This window comes from Pseudomonas sp. CFII68 (assembly GCF_000416195.1).
Classification (GTDB): domain Bacteria; phylum Pseudomonadota; class Gammaproteobacteria; order Pseudomonadales; family Pseudomonadaceae; genus Aquipseudomonas; species Aquipseudomonas kilonensis.
Genome location: NZ_ATLN01000017.1, coordinates 62515 through 79063, shown reverse-complemented (window position 1 = coordinate 79063; position 16549 = coordinate 62515). Strand labels below are relative to the sequence as shown.

The 16549-nt window shown below is 61.7% G+C and carries 11 protein-coding genes; 3 read left to right on the top strand and 8 right to left on the bottom strand.

Annotated elements, in window-relative coordinates; translation table 11 throughout:
• The first annotated feature begins 5 nt into the window (after nt 1-5).
• Nucleotides 6-1331, top strand: coding sequence for a HAMP domain-containing sensor histidine kinase (locus CFII68_RS25120; protein WP_256211696.1), 1326 nt, complete (start codon nt 6-8; stop codon nt 1329-1331).
• A gap of 139 nt (nt 1332-1470) precedes the next feature.
• Here CFII68_RS25120 and CFII68_RS25125 read toward each other — a convergent pair whose 3' ends face one another.
• The 4 genes from CFII68_RS25125 to CFII68_RS25140 form a co-directional block, all read right to left on the bottom strand.
• Entirely contained in the window at nt 1471-2727 is a 1257-nt protein-coding gene (locus CFII68_RS25125; protein WP_018600457.1) for an MFS transporter, read from the bottom strand.
• A 273-nt stretch (nt 2728-3000) separates the two neighbouring features.
• The gene (locus CFII68_RS25130) at nt 3001-4254 is read right to left on the bottom strand and encodes an OprD family porin (protein ID WP_018600455.1); all 1254 of its coding nucleotides are present in this window, start codon (nt 4252-4254) and stop codon (nt 3001-3003) included.
• A gap of 95 nt (nt 4255-4349) precedes the next feature.
• On the bottom strand, nt 4350-5654 hold the full coding sequence (locus CFII68_RS25135) for a CitMHS family transporter (protein WP_018600453.1): 1305 nt from the start codon (nt 5652-5654) through the stop codon (nt 4350-4352).
• Between the two features lie 55 nt (nt 5655-5709).
• Nucleotides 5710-6792 (bottom strand): 4-oxalomesaconate tautomerase, encoded by a 1083-nt coding sequence (locus tag CFII68_RS25140; protein WP_018600450.1) that lies wholly within the window; start codon nt 6790-6792, stop codon nt 5710-5712.
• A 168-nt stretch (nt 6793-6960) separates the two neighbouring features.
• Here CFII68_RS25140 and CFII68_RS25145 point away from each other — a divergent pair, with 168 nt between their 5' ends.
• Nucleotides 6961-7851: a LysR family transcriptional regulator gene (locus tag CFII68_RS25145; RefSeq protein ID WP_003200706.1), complete on the top strand. Its 891-nt coding sequence runs from the start codon at nt 6961-6963 to the stop codon at nt 7849-7851.
• Here CFII68_RS25145 and CFII68_RS25150 read toward each other — a convergent pair.
• Nucleotides 7776-9017, bottom strand: a complete 1242-nt coding sequence (locus tag CFII68_RS25150; protein WP_139213112.1) for an MFS transporter — start codon at nt 9015-9017, stop codon at nt 7776-7778. The genes CFII68_RS25145 and CFII68_RS25150 overlap by 76 nt on opposite strands.
• A 311-nt stretch (nt 9018-9328) precedes the next feature.
• Between CFII68_RS25150 and CFII68_RS25155 the strand changes: the two genes are divergently transcribed.
• A complete protein-coding gene (locus tag CFII68_RS25155; RefSeq protein WP_018600437.1) occupies nt 9329-9784 on the top strand; it encodes a helix-turn-helix domain-containing protein in 456 nt (151 codons plus the stop codon).
• 43 nt (nt 9785-9827) lie between these two features.
• Here the strand turns inward: CFII68_RS25155 and CFII68_RS25160 are convergent, their stop codons facing one another.
• The 3 genes from CFII68_RS25160 to CFII68_RS25170 all read right to left on the bottom strand — a co-directional run bounded on the left by CFII68_RS25160 (nt 9828) and on the right by CFII68_RS25170 (nt 16491).
• Nucleotides 9828-14252: a response regulator gene (locus CFII68_RS25160; RefSeq protein WP_033062327.1), complete on the bottom strand. Its 4425-nt coding sequence runs from the start codon at nt 14250-14252 to the stop codon at nt 9828-9830.
• Nucleotides 14253-14309: 57 nt separating this feature from the next.
• Nucleotides 14310-15467 carry a two-component system response regulator gene (locus CFII68_RS25165; protein WP_018600434.1) on the bottom strand — a complete coding sequence of 386 codons (1158 nt, stop codon included), beginning with the start codon at nt 15465-15467 and terminating at the stop codon, nt 14310-14312.
• Nucleotides 15468-15615: 148 nt separating this feature from the next.
• Nucleotides 15616-16491 (bottom strand): LysR family transcriptional regulator, encoded by an 876-nt coding sequence (locus tag CFII68_RS25170; RefSeq protein ID WP_018600432.1) that lies wholly within the window; start codon nt 16489-16491, stop codon nt 15616-15618.
• Between the last annotated feature and the right edge of the window lie 58 nt (nt 16492-16549).

The window sequence follows — 16549 nt, the reverse complement described above, 5'->3', positions numbered from 1 at the left end:
TCAAGGTGCTGCTGGCTTATATTGCCGGCGTGGCGCTGAGCATCCTGCTGATCGTGTTGACGGCGCTGGCCCTGGTCACCTCCCAGAGCGACATCCTGCTGGTCATGAACATGACCGAGCGCACCCAGGAGCTGGCGGAAAAACTCCAGTTCGATCCTGCTGGACGCCCGGTCGGATTCGATCGCAGCGAGGCCGATCGAATCTGGACCTATGAAAGCATGCAGCAAGACATCGGATACCGCGTGCTGGACGCCTCGGCAAACGTGGTCCTGGCGTCTACCGAAGCAAACTTCTGGCCGGCAAGCACCGCGCTGCATCCTTCAGATCACGAACCGTTCAAGTTCGAGCGCCAGGGCATCCTGATGTATGGCGCCACCGCGCCGGTCGAACACGACGGCAAGACCTGGTTCCTGCAACTTGCCGTCAGCGAACGGCTGATGGACCTCTTCCACGGTGCATTCGCGTTGCCATTCATGGGTGCCGGTATCGTCCTGTTCAGCCTGGTGCTGCTCTTCGTCTTTGCCGCCTGTGCCTATATCACCCTGGGCTATACGCTCAAACCCTTGCGCGAGGTGTCCGAGTCGGCCGCGGCGATCTCGCCTCGCTCCCTGCATTCACGCTTGCAGGTCAGCAGCGTACCGTCCGAAGTCGTGCCACTGGTGGACAGTTTCAATCGGGTCCTCCAGCGCCTGGAAAATGGCTACCGGATCCAGCAGGAATTTCTCGCGACCGCGGCGCACGAGCTCAAGACACCGCTGGCGCTGATACGCGCGCAAATCGAATTGATGGAGGACTGCCACGATCGCAACGCGCTGCTCAACGACGTGGCCCACATGACCCGTCAAGTCCAGCAACTGCTGCTCCTGACCGAAGCCAGTGAGGCCCAGAACTACCTGTTTGCCGAAGTCGAACTGACCGATGTCGCGAGGGAAGCCAGCGACTATCTGCAGCGCATGGCCGAAGCCGCCGAGGTACGCCTGGTGCTGGCGCAGGCGCCTATCTCTACTGACCCATGGCAGGCGGATCGCAGCGCCCTCTTCACCTTGTTGAAGAACCTGCTGGAAAACGCCATCCAACACGCCCCTCGAGGCACCGAGGTTCGAGTGGACATCGGCGCGGATCACCTGAGCGTACGAGACTGGGGCCCCGGGGTGGATCGGGAGCAACTGCCGCACCTGTTCGTTCGCTTCTGGCGCGGGGCCCATCGCCGCGACCATGGCGCCGGCCTGGGCTTGACGATCTGTCAGGAAATCGCCCAGGCCCATGGCTGGACGCTCTCTGCCAAGCGAGCGGAGCCAGGCTTGTTGCTGCAGCTGTCTCGACGGGGATGACTGGATTCAGATGCCGGGCGTTCTCAATTCCCCTGTGGGAGCACGCTTGCTCGCGATAGCAGTGGTCCAGCAGGCATCGATGTTGGATGTGCCGCCGTCATCGCGAGCAAGCTCGCTCCCACATGGGTGATACCCGGCCTCAGGCAACCCCACCGTCAGGTACCGGTAGCGTGCCGGGCTGTGGAGCGCGGCTGGGCATGAAAGTCTCGGGCATCGCCAGCAACAGACAAAATGCCAACGCAGCAATCGCTGCCAGGGTCAGGAACGCCGCGCTGTAGCCAGCCCCTTGCACCACAAAGCCGGCCAGGCTGTTACTCAACGCCGCGCCGAACCCGAACACCGTCGACAGCACCCCGAGGCTGACGTTGAAACGCCCGGTGCCCTGGGTCAGGTCCTTGACCACCAAGGGGAACAGCGCGCCAAACAGCCCGGCACCGATCCCATCGAGCAGCTGCACCGCCACCAACCAATAGGGGTCGTCCGAGAGCACGTACAACACACCTCGAATGGGCAGGATCAGGAAGCCGGCCAGCAACAACGGCTTGCGTCCCCAGGCATCGGCCTTGACGCCGACCAGCCACGCCATGGGTACCATGACCAATTGCGCCGCGACGATACAGGCCGACGTCAGCGGCGTGGCCAGGTGTGCATTGGCCTGGGCGAGTTTCTGGCTGACCAGCGGGAGCATCGCCGCGTTCGCCAGGTGAAACAGCCCGCAGCAGATGGCGAACAACAGCAGCGTGCGGTTATCCAGCAACACGCGCAGCGCCGAGGGCGTCGGGCCCTGCACCGACTGGCCGGCCTCCAGGCCCCGGGCCACGTCATGGTCGATGGCCTCGGCGGACACGCAACTGACCGCCACGATGCTGGCCAATGCCATCGCGGCCATCAGGTAGAACACCGCAATGGGACCGAACAGCCAGGCGAACCCACCCGCCAGCAGCGCTGCACAGGCATTGCCCGCGTGGTTGAATGTCTCGTTGCGCCCAGTGCGCCGCGTAAAGGCCTTGGCGCCAGTAATGCCCAGGGAGATGGCGGCAATAGCCGGCGCAAAGACCGAGGCCGCCACAGCGCCAAGCGCCTGGGTCAGCGCCACCAGGCCGAACGAAGACGTGAACGGTAGCACCAGGCAACCCAGCGTCACCATCAAGGCGGCCACAGCCACCACGGCACGTTTGCTGCGCACCCGGTCGATCAGCGCTCCGGCGGGCGCCTGGGCAACGAGCCCGACCATCGCCGCCACTGTCATCACCACGCCAATGCTGGCCGGGTCCCAGCGATGCACCGCCAGCAGGTAGATCGCCAGGTAAGGACCCAGCCCATCGCGTACATCCGCGAGGAAAAAATTCAGGCCATCCAGGGAAAGGTTGTTACGTCGGTCTCGGTTGCGATCCATAGCGGCCTCGACGGGCATTGCCCCAAAGAAAATTGACGCCATGATGTCGCAAAGCATCGAACCGGGCCACTGAGAAGACCGTCGCCAGAGATTGCTCCCGCTGGGTCGCGCCTGTAGGAGCTGTCGAGCGAAGCGAGGCTGCGATCTTTCCAGAAGCACTTGAATCTCAAGCGAAAGATCAAAAGATCGCAGGCTTCGCCAGCTCCTACAGAGCCGAGCGGGAGCAATCTCTGGCCACAGGTCCATCGTTGTTTCTTAGGTGAACCGCATGCCCTACCAAAGGGCGACATCATAGGTAAAGTAGACCCGGTTGCTGTCACGGCCACGGGAAAAGTCCGAGCGATAGACATAGTTACGCAGCTTCACCCCCAGCCCCTTGAACGTGCCCTGCTGCACCACATAAGCGATCTCTGCGTCTCGCTCCCACTCTTTGACCGTGGTGTTGGACTTGCCGTCGTTGCCGCTCAGGTAGCGGGTGGAAAATGTCAGGCCGGGCACACCGAGGCGAGCGAAGTCGTAGCCGTACCCGAGCATCCAGGTCTTCTCGTCTTCCTCGATGAACTTGCCGATCCCGACGTTGCTGAAGGAGTACACCGTGGCGCCGCTGACATAAGGCAGGCCCGCCTCGCCACTGAGGGTTTGATAGCCGGCGCTCAGCGTGTGGCCGACCACGGCGTAGGACAGTGATCCGCTGAGCATGTCGTTGTCGATCTTGCCGCCATAGGCCGAACCCGAATCGACGCTGTTGAAGTAGCGCAGGTCGCTGGTCAATACCCCAGCGCCCAACGGCAGATCATGCTGGATGCCGGCAAAATTCTGTCGATAGAAATTCTCCAGTTCACCATAGAAGTAGCTCAGACGGATGTTTTTACCCAACTTGTAGTCGGCACCGGCATAGCTGAAGTCACCGGACTTATCGCCGCCGTAGCCATCGGGCACGATGGGCATGCTGTCGCTCGAATCGCGCAGCTTGAAACGTTCCAGATGTCCGCCGGTGACGGTGAGGTTGTCGATGTCAGTGCTGCTGATCTGGGTGCCCTGGTAAGTCTGGGGCAACAGCCGCGCATCGTTGTAGACCAGCACCGGGGTCTTGGGCAGCAAGGTGCCGTACTTGAGCGTGGTCTTGGCCACTTTGGCCTTGGCGGTCATGCCCGCGCTGGCGAACTCGTCGGCGGCGCGACCGTCGTCATGCACCGGCAGCAGGCCGGTGCCGCTGCGACCACGCCCGGAATCGAGCTTGACCCCGAGCAGGCCCAGGGCATCGACCCCAAAGCCAATGGTGCCCGGCGTAAAGCCCGATTGGTAATCCAGCAGGAAGCCTTGGGCCCATTCGGTGCGCTCACTCTTGGCGGTCCTCGCCGCCCGTGCGCTCATACCGTGCTCATCGCGAAAATTTTCGTTGAAGTAAACGTTGCGCAATTGCAGCTTGAGCTTGCTGTCGTCGATGAAACCTTCGGCGCTGGCCGAGGCCAGGGGCAGCAGCCCAAGGATTGGAAACAAAGCCCCGCGGGTAAGCAAAGTGGTCATGTCGAGCTACTCGTTGTTGTTATTTGGCGTGCAAGCCAGCGCACACCCGCTTGCGAGGGCATGTCTGGCAGGGAAGCTAAAGTGTGTCGGGTGAATCAGGAAAACAGCGTCAGCGCCCCGGTCAGCAGGGCCAGCGCGGTAATCACCAGGGACGTGAGCACCGCCCATTTGACGGTGGCTTTCTGGAAGTCGCCCAGGTCGCGGTCGACCATGCCCACCAGCAACAAGGTCGAGGCCACCAGCGGGCTCATCAGGTGCACCGGCTGGCCGAGAATGGACGCCCGGGCAATTTCGACCGGATCAATGCCATAGGCCGCCGCGGCGTTGGCCAGGATCGGCACGACACCGAAGTAGTAGGCATCGTTGGACAATACGAAGGTCAACGGCATGCTGGTAATCGCCACTACCAGCGGGAACAGATGGCCCCAGGAAGGCGGAATCCAGTCGACCAGGGTTTGTGCCAACGCATCGACCATTTTCGTCCCGGAGAAAATCCCGGCGAAGATGCCCGCGGCAAACACCAGCAGGACCACGGTCATGGCGTTGCCCGAGTGGGCGAGAATGCGCTCCTTCTGAATATCCAGCTGCGGATAGTTGATCATCAGCGCCAGGACGAAACCAATCAGGAACAGGATCGCCGAATGCATGAGCCCCATCACCAGCGCGACCATCACCGCGACCACCAACAGCAGGTTGACGTAGGCCAGTTTCGGACGCTTGTGTGGCGTGTCCTCCATGATCGCGTTGATATAGCAGTTGCCGCCGCCGCTTTGCAGTTGGACGTTGCCGATGCGCTTGCGCTCGGCACGGCCCAACAGGAAAGCCGTGAACACCACCCATGCGGCCCCACCGATCATGGTCGGCAGCAACGGCACGAAGTACTCACCGGCATCCAGGCCCAGCGCTGCGATCGCCCGGGTCGCCGGGCCGCCCCAAGGGGTCATGCCACTCATGATGCTCAAGGAGAGCATGGAAACGGTCGCCAGGATCATCGGGTTCATGCCGATGCGCTTATACAGCGGAAGCATCGCGGCACAGGTGATCATGTACGTCGTCGTGCCGTCACCGTCCAGCGCCACCAACAGCGACAGCAGCGCCGTGCCCACGGCGATCTTCATCGGGTCGCCATTGACCCGCTTGAGGATCTTGCGGATCAGCGGGTCGAACAGACCGGCGTCGATCATCAGGCCGAAAAACAGGATCGCGAACAACAGCAGTGCCGCTGACGGCGCGACCATCTTCAGGCCATCCAGCATCATCTTGCCGGTGGTCCCGCCAAAGCCGCCGAGCACGGCAAAGACGATGGGCACCACCGTCAGGGCGACGATCGGCGACAGCCGTTTGGTCATTATCAGGAAGGTGAAGACCACCACCATGGCCAAGCCAAGTAAAGCGAGCATATGTCAGATCTCTTGTTGTTATTGAGTCGCTGATGCAATGACGAGGTCTGCCTGGCTATCCGGCCAGGCGCCGGGAAGCCGTGGCGTAGACGAAACCAGAGAAAAGTCGGCGGGCGGTGCGTACCACCGAGGCTCGAATGGTCTCACCCTTTTCGCCGGTGTAGGACAACACCACATCGATACCGCCGCTGGGGTGCTCGATGCGAACCTGCTGCAAACGTGGCTCGCTGCCGCCACCGATCAGGTTGGCCGCGACACTGCCGTTGGTCACGCAAGCCGTCGCCAGGCCGATAGAGCCGGTGATTGCCAAGGCGCGGTGACAGTTGTGCGGCATGAAGTAGCGCACCTGGAGGGTCCCGCCAGACTTGGCCGGCGACACCAGGACCGGCTTGGGGATCACCATGTCGCTGACGTCACCCAGGCCCATCGCCAGGCCGGCTTTGAGCCGCAAGGACTCCAGGCGCTGCATGAACGCCTTGTCGGCGTCCAATTCAGCGGGGCTTTCGTCACCGCGCTTGCCCAGTTGGCTGGCCTCGACGATCAGCATCGGCATCGCCATGTCGATGCACGTCACCGCAATGCCGTCGATCATGTCCAGGGGTTGCCCGGTCGGGAAGAGCTTTCCTGTCTTGCTGCCCGCGGCATCGAGGAAGGTCAGTTGCACCGGAGCGGCCGTGCCGGGCACGCCGTCGATGGCGGTGTCGCCTTCATAGCTAACCTTGCCTTCCGGGGTTTGCACCTCGGAATTCACGAAAGTCCCGGTATTGAGGTTGCGAATGCGCACCCGGGTCAGATCGCCGGTAGCCTTGACCAGCCCCTGCTCGATGGCGAACGGGCCGACGGCGCAGAGCATGTTGCCGCAGTTGGGCGCGGTGTCGACCCGACGCTGGGAAACCATGACTTGGACGAACAGATAATCGACGTCGGCTTCCGGGTGCAACGATGGACTGACGATTGCCACTTTGCTGGTCTGTGGGCTGCCGCCGCCGATGCCGTCGATTTCCAGTTCGTGGCCGGAACCCATCAGGTTGATCAGCAATTCGTCACGTTCGGCGATGGCGACCGGCAGATCCCAGGCGAGAAACACCGGGCCTTTTGACGTACCGCCGCGCATCAGCACACAAGGAATTCGCTTCATGAACATTAACTCTTGTTGATCAATCTGGATAATTGATGTTCTAGGCACAAGAGTGGCAGGGTTTAAAAAGTGTTTCCAATGCAAAGATCGGAGTGATTATTGCGTTTCACAAATGAATTAAATTACGATGATTGTGCGGCGCCGTGCCCCTTCTTGGTGAGATAAAACATGGAATATGAGCTCCAGGACATACGATCTTTCGTGAAAATCGCCGAACTCGGCAGCTTCCACGAAGCCGCCGACGCGCTGCATCTGTCGCAACCGGCCTTGAGTCGACGGATGAAAAAACTCGAGGAAGGCTTGGGAACCGCTTTGCTCGATCGCACCACCCGAAAGGTCAGCCTGACGAGTGTCGGCCGTGACTTCCTGCCCAAGGCGCGGCGCCTGCTGGATGATTTCGACGACTCGATTCTCAACATCCGCGAGCTGGCGGAGCGACAGATCGGCCGGGTGACCTTGGCGTGCATTCCCACGGCAGCGTTCTATTTCCTGCCTTCGGTGATTCGCCTCTATAACGAGCGCTACCCGAAAATCCGCATCCGCCTGCTCGACCTCAGCGCCAACGAAGGGCTCGAAGCGGTACTGCGCGGCGAAGCCGACTTCGGCATCAACATGATGAGCGGCCAGCACCCGGACATCGAGTTCGTACCCCTGGTCAACGAACCCTTTGTGCTGGCCTGCCGGCGCGATCATGAACTGGCTGAACGCAGTGCGGTTACCTGGTCGGAACTCAGTGATTATCGGCTGATCGGCGTCGGTCGCCTGAGCGGCAACCGCATGCTGCTGGATCACGCGCTGTCGGGCCTGAGCTGGCGCCCGCAATGGTTTTACGAAGTGCAGCACTTGTCGACGTCGCTGGGATTGGTCGAGGCCGGCCTCGGTGTGTCGGCGATGCCCAGCCTGGCTATGCCGGCCGGGGATCATCCAACGCTGGTCAGCGTGCCGCTGATCGAGCCGGTGGTAAACCGCTCGCTGGGCCTGGTCTACCGCCGGGGCGCATCGCTCTCCCCGGCTGCGGAGAAGTTTGTCTCGATCCTGCTTGAGCAGTGGCCGCAATGAAGCGAGAGCCTCCACACCGCCAACGCGGCGAAGCTGATCAAGGCGCCTAGCAAGCTGACCGCCATCCAGCCCCACAGCGCATAGACCTGGGTCGCGGCCACCGCGCCCAGTGCGCTGCCCACCGAGTAGAAGCACATATAAGCGCCGACCATGCGACTTTGCGCGTCGGGCCGTGCCGCGAAGATCAAGCTCTGGTTGGTGACATGCACGGCTTGCACCGCGAAGTCGAGCAACACCACGCCGCACACCAGTGCGATCAGGGAGGTCTCGGTAAACGCGATAGGCAGCCAGGAAAACGTCAGGAGCCCCAGCGACCAGCCCGTGACACGCTGCCCAAAACCTTGATCGGCCCAACGACCGGCCCTTCTGGCTGCCAGGGCCCCGGCGACGCCGGCCAGGCCAAACAGGCCGATGGCCGTGTGTGAAAGCGACAGCGGCGCGGCGCTCAACGGCAGCACCATGGCGGTCCATAACACCGAAAACGCGGCAAAGATCAGCAAGGCCAGCAGCCCCCTGATCCGTAGCACTGGCTCGCTCATGAACAGTTTGAACAGCGACCGGATGAGCGCCCGGTAAGGCTGCCGGTCAGGTGGCGACACGGCAGCAGGCACCACTGCCCAGAACACCGCCGCGATGGTCAGCATCAATCCCGCGGAAACGAAATAAACCCCGCGCCAGCCCGCCAGATCGGCAATCACTCCAGAGGTAAACCGGGCCAGGAGAATACCCAGGACAACGCCACTGGTGACGGTTCCCACGGCCTGTCCACGCTGGGAGGGCGAGGACAGCACGGCGGCATAGGCCACCAGCACCTGGACAACCACCGCCAGCAAGCCCATCACGATCATCGCACCCAACAAAGCCAACCAGTGCCGGGCTGCGCCGACGGCCGCCAGCACAAGCGCGGACAACACCAATTGCGCGAAAACCAGCCGTTTACGGTTGACCTTGTCCCCCAACGGGACGATGAACAGCAACCCCAGCGCGTACCCCACCTGAGTGGCCGTGACCACCACCCCGATCAATCCTGAAGCAACGCCCAGGCTTTCGGCCATTGAGGCGAGCAAGGGCTGGGCAAAGTAGACATTGGCGACGGCCAATGCACAGGTCACGGAAAACAGTAGTGTGAGCGCCGGCGAAAGCCCTGGGTAATGCTGTTCATTCAAAGAACCCGTTGCCCCCCTGCAGGAGCTGCCGAAGGCTGCGATCTTTTGATCTTTCCCTTGGGATTCATGTGCCTGGGGAAAGATCGCAGCCTCGCTTCGCTCGACAGCTCCTACGCGGGAGCACGTGCCCCCACCAGGGTGATTTCCCGAAGGCTGCTGGGTGAAACAGTCGGCATCTGCTGTCATGCACGCCTCCTTGGCGCTAAACTGGTTTCAATTAAAAACCTGACTGGATTGTCACCCGATCAGGTTTCAATTTGCAACCACAGACATCGACCGGACTTGCGATCCTTTTTCAGAAGGTCAATAAAATGGAAAACGCTTCACCGCAAAACAGCGAATGCCCGGTAGCCAGGACACTGGACGTGATTGGCGATCGCTGGTCGCTCATGATCATCCGCGACGCATTCGACGACATTCGCCGCTTCAGCGAATTTCAGAAGAGCCTGGGCGTGGCCAAGAACATTCTGGCTTCGCGACTCAAAGCGTTGGTCGAGGTCGGTGTGTTCGACGTTCGACCCGCGTCCGATGGAAGCGCCTACAAGGAGTACGTCCTGACGGACAAAGGCCGGGAAATCTTTCCGGTCGTGGTCAGCCTGCGACAGTGGGGCGAACGCTTCCTGTTCGAGCCGGGAGAAACGCGTTCCGTGCTGTTGGACAACACATCCGGGCAGGCCCTCATGCCGATGGAGGTACGTTCGGCGAGTGGCGAAATACTTGGACCGTTTGACTGCCACAAGTTGAGACTTGTTGCCGGCGAATCGTAAAGCGACAGCAGGATCGCCTCATGCCTGAACGCTTCCGACGTCATCACCTCGCGGCCTTTTGACTCAATCCGGTCAGGTTTTCCAGCAGTTCCAGCGCCTGGTCGAAATCGAAGCGCTCGGCATGCTGGACGACCCGACGCAACTGCTCGGCCAACCTGGGATCTGACGTCAGCCCCGGTAACGGGTGCAGGACAGTCAACGCTTGCGTGTCACTCTCGGCCAACAAGTCCCTGACTTGGGCCAACCGCGCCTGCAACTCTGCGTCTGAATGCGACACGGGCAGCGGCTCGCTGAATGGCTGCGGGTCCGCTAGCCCCGCCAGCCCTTCCAATACCTGATTCAGGCAATGCTCCACCGCCAACAACCCGGCAGCCACGACCTGCTCCTGGGCGCCGGCCAGGCAAGCCTGCTCCAGGGCGATGGCAGCATCCGCAACGGCCCTGGCACCGATGTTACCCGCAGTGCCACGCAGGGTATGGGCCAGTCGTGTTGCCGCCGAAGGATCTTCGCCGCCTCGTGCGGCCAAGAACTCGGTTCGGAAAGCACCTTGGCTGGAGCCGAACTTGCGCAGCAGGCGCAGGTAGAGTTCGACCTTGCCCATACAGGTGGCCAGGCCAGCCGCCAGATCAATACCGGCAAGTTCGACGGGCAGCCCCATGGGGACCACTTTGGAGAGCGGTGAGACTTCGGTCACATGGGCAGTACGACCAGGCCTGGGGTGAATCCACTTGGCCAGGGTGACGAACATGCCCTCGACGTTCAGCGGTTTGGAGATATGGTCGTTCATGCCGCAGGCCAAGGCCCGCTCGCGGTCGCCCGCCATGGCGTCGGCGGTCATGGCGATCACTGGCAGCCCAGCCCAACGCGACTGCTCGCGAATCCTGCGGGTTGCGGTATAACCATCCATGACCGGCATCTGACAGTCCATCAGTACGCCGTCGAAATCATCATCGCGCGCCAACAGGTCGAGTGCGTCTTCACCATGGATGGCCACGTACAGCTCGATGCCAGCGCTCTCCAGCAGTTCGCAGGCCAACTCGCGGTTCAGCTCATTATCCTCGACAAGCAGCAGCCGGGCGCCATGCAGGCTGGCCACGGCACTGGCACTCTGTCCAGATCGTTCGCCGGCCCGGGTATCGGCCTGGGGGGGCTTGCCGAGCACCGTGCCGATCGCCTCAAGCAGCGTGGACGGCGTCACCGGTTTGGTCAGCACCACCGGTAACTGGATACCGTGCCGGCTAGCCTCCTCACGTGCCTCTTCGCGCCCGAATGCGGTAACCATGATGACAGACGGTGTTTGCGCCAGATTGGCAGCGTGCATCTGACGCACCGTCTCCACGCCGTCCATGCCGGGCATGCGCCAGTCCATCAACACCAGGTCATAGGGCAGTGTCTTGCGTTCCGCCTCCACCAGCATCCCCAACGCCACGCGCCCACTCTGCGCCACGTCCACCTCCACACCAAAACTGCGCGCCATGCTGGAGAGAATCTCGCGCGCGCTGGCGTTATCGTCGACCACCAGCACGCGAATGCCGAGTAGCTCATCGGCAGTAAACATGCGCCGCGGCTGAGCGTCGCGCTGCACGCCGAGGCTCACCTCGAAATGGAAGATAGAGCCTTGACCGAGTTCGCTCTCCACCCAGATACGTCCGCCCATCAGCTCCACCAAGTGCTTGGAGATGGCCAGGCCCAGACCGGTGCCACCGTACTTGCGAGTGGTGGAACTATCGGCCTGGCTAAAGGGTTGGAACAGCCGACTGCACTGCTCGGGGCTCATGCCGATGCCGCTGTCGCGCACCCAGAAATGCAACTGTGCCTGCTCCTCGCCGGCACCCAGTCGCTCCACGCCAACCACAACCTCGCCCTGCTCCGTGAACTTTGCCGCATTGTTGCCCAGGTTGATCAACACCTGGCCCAGGCGCAACGGATCGCCGATCAACGCCGTCGGCAGCCCCGCCGGGGTGCTGAATAGCAGTTCCAGGCCTTTGTCCTCGACCTTCAGGCCAATCATGCTGACGAAGCCGTCGAGCACGTCTTCCAAGTGGAAAGGAATGTACTCGAGGTGCATCCTGCCGGCCTCGATCTTGGAGAAATCCAGGATGTCGTTGATGATCCCCAGCAGATTCTCTGCCGAGCGGTGTACCTTCTCGATGTAGTTGCGCTGCCGATGGTCCAGCTCGGTGCGCAGGGCCAGGTGGCTCATGCCAATGATGGCGTTCATCGGGGTGCGGATCTCGTGGCTCATGGTGGCCAGGAAGTCGCTCTTGGCCCGGGTCGCTTCCTCGGCGATCTCCCGCGCCAGGTGCACCTCAGCCTCGGCAGCCTTGCGATCGGTAATGTCGAAGTACCAGTTGGCGCGAATCACTCGCTCGCGCTGCTCCAATGTCACCGCCGAAACCAGCACATCGAAGCGCTCCCCCTCACTCCGCTGGAAAGTAGCCTCGAAGTTAATCACCGCACCCTGCTCCGCCGCCTCGACGAAGCGCTGGTGTGCCTGATGATCGACCCAGAAGCGCTTCGGATCGATCCCTTCGAGTTGAACGATATCGACGCCGAACAGGTGTTCAAACTGCGGGTTGCAGTAGGTCGGACGGCCTTCAATGTCCCTGATCAGCATGGCTACCGGGCTGCTGTCGAGTACCGCACGCAATTGTGCTTCGCTGACCTTGAGCGCTGCCTGCAACTGGCGACGCTCGCTGACGTCGCGCACCGAGGCGCACACGCATACCCCCCGGCCTTCCAGGCTCGGCAGGCGCGACAGGCCGATCTCCACCGAAAACAGACTGCCGTCCTTGCGCACACCCTGCAGGTCGTCCAGGCCGGCGCCCATCTGCCGAGTATCACCATGTGCCATGAAGCCATTGCGCAGCTCGACGTGGCGACCGCGACTCGCGACCGGCACCAGACGCTCGATAGCCTCGCCCACCAACTCGCCGGCGCTGTAGCCGAACAACCGATCCAATTGCTGGTTGGTCCGCAGGATGCGTCCGTCAGCGCCCACCACCAGCATGCCGTCCGGTGCTGCCTCGATGATCCCGCGGTACCAGGCCTCGGTGGCGCGCAGTGCCGATTGCTGGGCTTCGAGCTCCTGAGCCTGATGCTCCAACAGCAGCGTTTGCCCGGCCATTTCATCGGCTTGACGACGGGTCTCCTCCAGCAATGCCTGGACGGCCTGATTACGTTCCAGGATCGCCATCGCCGCTGCCAGGCGAGGGACGGCTTCCTGGAGCAGCAGTGACTGTTCATCATCCAAGGCTTTTAATCCGGCGAGTTCGAGCACGCCCAGCAGCCGCTCGCCACGCAGGATCGGTTGTAGCAACAGACAAGTGGCCGGAATCTCGCCGAGCTGCGAGTGCAGGCGCCAGTATTGTTCCGGCAGCGCCTGCATCTGGCGGGCTTGGCGATCGACCGCGCATTGGCCCAACTGGCCATCGCCGAACATGACCTGCACCTGCGGTGGTCGCTCGGAGTCAGTGGCATAGCCGCCCATCAGCACCAGTCTGGTGGCGTCCGGGTGGACGCTATAGAGAACGCCCTGGCAAATACCGAGCTGGTTCGCCATATGCTGCAGGAACACCTGCGCCAGTTCGCCAGGCGCCCCTGCCTGCTGCAGGTCGATCTGCAACTGGGCGATTTGCGCCTTGACAGACCGCTGGCGCTCCAATTGTTGAGACTCGATCTGCAGTTTGGCGATCGCCCGCGCCAAGTCGCCGGTCTCATTATCCAAGTCAGTATGCGGAATCGGTTGGTCGAGCTTTCCTGCAGCCAACTGATCCACGGCGACTCGTACTCGGTTGAGTGGGTTACGGATCGACTGGCTGACCAGCCAGAAAAGCAGTAGCGCCAGCGCCAAGCCGCCGAGCAGCAACGTATAGGTCAGCGTTGTACTGCGCTCGGCAAAGTCAGCGATGTCCTTGGAGGTGTCGCGGATCGAGGCCTCCTTGACCTCAGCGATTGCGTGCAACAGGGCATCGGCCTGCTGATCGAGGCGTTGGAACTCGCTGCTGTTGAGCAGCAACAATGCCTGGCCCTGGCGACCCAGATCAATCAATGCAAAGGCCCGCTCTGCCTCCCGCAGCAACTGTTGCAGCAGCACATCGAACTCGGCGAGGCGCGCCAGGTTTTCCGGGCGCCTCAGGGTTACCTTGGCCTCGGCCAGCGACCGGTGTAGTAGGGTTTGAGTGTCATGCAAGTGTTGCAGCGACTCGATGCGCACGTCCGCGCTGTCCGTACCCACTGCACGCTGCAGTGTCTGCACCAGGTGCGGCAGTTGCACTCGAGCTTCTTGCAGGTGCTCCATGCCCACCAATTCCTGGCTATAGAGATTCTGCATGTCTCGCTTCAGCGACTCTTGAGTACGCAGGCTTTGCACGCCAAGTACCAAGACCAATAGCAGTAGCGTGGCAAAGCCGAGGATCAGCTTATGGCGAAGCGCTAGACGCTCAAGCAGAGTGCGTAATTTGACCATGACATACCCCAATGACCACAATGAAGAAGCTGGCGAACGTTGCTGGTAGTGCTTCGTTCAAGGTTCCTGGGCGATACGCTCCAGGGCAGCCAACTGCTTAGCCATGTCCTGATCGCTGTCGGCGAAACGCTCGGCAATGGCCTGGAACTGTTCGACATGAGCCAGGAAGGCATCACAAATGTCTGGATCGAAATGCGAGCCTCGCCCCTGACGAATGATCTCGACGGCCTCCTCGTGGGGCATCCCTTCTTTGTAAACCCGTCGACTGATCAGGGCGTCATAGACATCCGCCACCGCCATCAGCCGGGCGCTGATGGGAATGTCGTCACCCGCCAACGCCTGCGGGTATCCACTGCCGTCCCATTTCTCCTGGTGGCTGTAGGCGATCTCCTTGGCCAGGCTGAGGAAGTCCACCGCAACACCCAGTTGGTCTTCGGCACGCTGGATAGCATCGCGTCCCAGCGTGGTATGGGTCTTCATGATCTCGAACTCCTCTGGGGTGAAGCGCCCCGGCTTGAGGAGGATATGATCAGGAATGCCGATCTTGCCGATGTCGTGCAATGGCGCCGACTTGAACAACAGGCGGATCGTTTCGTCGTTGAGAAAATGCCTGAAACGAGGATGGTCGCGCAGCCGCTCGGCCAGGACCTTCACGTAGTGCTGGGTCCGCCGGATATGGTTGCCGGTCTCGTTATCGCGAGTCTCTGCCAGTGAGGCCATGGCCTGGATGGTCACGTCCTGGATGGCCATGACCTCGCGGGTACGCCGCTGCACCTCTTTCTCCAGATAGTCGTTCTGATCACGCAGGAAGTCCGCCGCAGCCTTGAGCTTGAGCTGGGTATCCACTCGCGCCAGAACCAACGGTGGACTGATCGGCTTGGTGATGTAGTCGACCGCCCCCAGCTCCAAGCCATGGATCTCATCCTCGATCGCCGCCAGGGCGGTGAGGAAGATGATTGGAATGTCGCAGGTGCGCGGATCATGCTTGAGCTGGCCCGCCACCTCGTGACCAGACAGCCCAGGCATCATCACATCAAGCAGGATCAGGTCCGGTAGCGAGCCACCCTGCAGCACTCGCAGGGCCTTCTCACCGCTGTTCGCAGCCTTGACCCGGTAGCGATCCTTGAGCAGATCGGTCATCAACAGCAAATTATCAGGCGTGTCGTCGACCACCAGAATGGTGGCCTGGGGATAGTGACTCTGTTCGGCACTCATGGCTAGCGGCTCCCTTGCCAGAGATGTTGGCATCCCTAGGGGGACTTTTTTTGTCCCCTCAATGGAGGTGAGCTTAGCGGTACTTCTGCGAGGCTGCCGCCCCCTTCACCGGCTCAGCGCGCACCTCCCTGCCTTTTGCAAAGAACGTCTATCCCTTCAGTACCAACGACATGTCCGGGTACCTGGCGCACATGAAATCGACAAATGCGCGTACCTTCGGCGCAGCAAGACGCCTGGACGTGTGCAAGACCCAGAGTTCGGCTTCTTTCCCCGATACCGTGCCCCACTGGACCAACTCGCCACTGGCCAACTGGCTCCATGCGATGGACTGTGGAATCAGGGCAGCCCCACCTCCGGCGATGGCTGCATCGCGGATCATCAGGAACGAAGAGAACCGCAGCCTGGGGATCGGCTCCAGAATCAGGTGACCGCCGTCGAGTGTCCAACGGGTCGGCTCGAAACTGGACACCACAATGCCGGGAACTGACCGGATGGCGCCGGGTGCAGGCCGAGGTAGTCCAGGCGCGGCCACCACCACCAGCCGGTCCTTGGCGAAGCAACGGCCGACCAAGCTGCTGTCCGGGCTGGGGTTGATCCGGATGGCGACATCAAATTGTTCCTCGACGAGGTCGACCACGCGATCCTCCGCAATGACCTCGATCGTGACGTCAGGGTAAGCCGCACAAAACGCTGCGCCGATGCCGCCCATCGCAAGCTGCGAAAACAGGACCGGGGCAGCGACACGCAAGCGTCCGCGAGGCGTCGATACGCCCTCCTTCGCCGCCGCCATGGCTTCCGCCACCTCGGCCAACGGCCCTTCGGCCCTGCTCAGCAGCAGCTCTCCAGCCTCGGTGAGCTTCAGCCCACGTGCACTGCGCTCGATCAGCCTGACGCCCAATTGCTCCTCAAGGTCGGCAATGCGGCGCGACAAGGTTGCCTTGGATATTCCGCTCGCACGGCTTGCCTTGCCCAGCCCCTCATTCGTTGCCACGAGGGTGAAATCGACCAGCGCGTTCAGGTTCATACTGTTCCACTTTTGAAACGGAGTGCCTACATCCTGGCGTCTTCGTTTTGTTTCTGCA

Excerpts from the sequence above, each read along its gene's own strand:
- CFII68_RS25145 (WP_003200706.1), top strand. The coding sequence starts at position 6,961 with ATGGAATATGAGCTCCAGGACATACGATCTTTCGTGAAAATCGCCGAA.
- CFII68_RS25140 (WP_018600450.1), bottom strand. The coding sequence starts at position 6,792 with ATGAAGCGAATTCCTTGTGTGCTGATGCGCGGCGGTACGTCAAAAGGC.
- CFII68_RS25130 (WP_018600455.1), bottom strand. The coding sequence starts at position 4,254 with ATGACCACTTTGCTTACCCGCGGGGCTTTGTTTCCAATCCTTGGGCTG.
- CFII68_RS25170 (WP_018600432.1), bottom strand. The coding sequence starts at position 16,491 with ATGAACCTGAACGCGCTGGTCGATTTCACCCTCGTGGCAACGAATGAG.
- CFII68_RS25165 (WP_018600434.1), bottom strand. The coding sequence starts at position 15,467 with ATGAGTGCCGAACAGAGTCACTATCCCCAGGCCACCATTCTGGTGGTC.
- CFII68_RS25155 (WP_018600437.1), top strand. The coding sequence starts at position 9,329 with ATGGAAAACGCTTCACCGCAAAACAGCGAATGCCCGGTAGCCAGGACA.
- CFII68_RS25160 (WP_033062327.1), bottom strand. The coding sequence starts at position 14,252 with ATGGTCAAATTACGCACTCTGCTTGAGCGTCTAGCGCTTCGCCATAAG.
- CFII68_RS25125 (WP_018600457.1), bottom strand. The coding sequence starts at position 2,727 with ATGGATCGCAACCGAGACCGACGTAACAACCTTTCCCTGGATGGCCTG.
- CFII68_RS25135 (WP_018600453.1), bottom strand. The coding sequence starts at position 5,654 with ATGCTCGCTTTACTTGGCTTGGCCATGGTGGTGGTCTTCACCTTCCTG.